Below are 509 nucleotides of genomic sequence, written 5' to 3'. Positions count from 1 at the left end.
TCACCAAGCGTACCGCTTCCTCGCGGAACTCCGGTGAGTACTTGCTTGTCCTGCCCACGTTTCCCCTCGTTTCCTTACGAGACCATTGTATTGGGTCCCTGTCCGGAAACCTCGGGGCACCTCAAGGATGGTCCTGAGCCAGATGAAGCTCCCGCATGGCTGAACCGGTTCTTGCGCGCCCTGCCCCTGGTCGTCGTCTTTGCGGATCCAGTTGCTCAGGGTCTCGCGGTTGTTGCCGTGTTGATCGGCGATGTGCGCGATGGTCACACCGGCACGGGGCAGGTACAGGGCGACGGCTTCGGCTATGAACTCGCGTGGGTAGTGCTTCATGACCATGGTGTGGACTCCTCCCTGCGTTTCCAGTGCCGGAGATGACCACTACTGAGGTTTTCTCAGCGAAAAAGCGGGGGCTATGAGCGAGCGCGAGATCGTACGGGCCGACCCTGACCCCAGACAGACGTGAAGCCCCTGGTAGGACAGGTCTCACCACAAGATCGTCCACAGCACCA

At 60.5% G+C, this 509-nt stretch carries 1 protein-coding gene; it reads right to left on the bottom strand.

Annotation, left to right across the window (positions count from 1 at the left end; all coding sequences use genetic code 11):
• The gene (locus ACYVDG_RS32750) at positions 1-330 is read right to left on the bottom strand and encodes a transposase (RefSeq protein WP_460764218.1); all 330 of its coding nucleotides are present in this window, start codon (positions 328-330) and stop codon (positions 1-3) included.
• Between the last annotated feature and the right edge of the window lie 179 nt (positions 331-509).

Source organism: Nocardiopsis oceani (assembly GCF_054777395.1).
The sequence above is the reverse complement of the archived record's forward strand: the minus strand, read 5'-3'. Positions and strand labels throughout refer to the sequence as shown.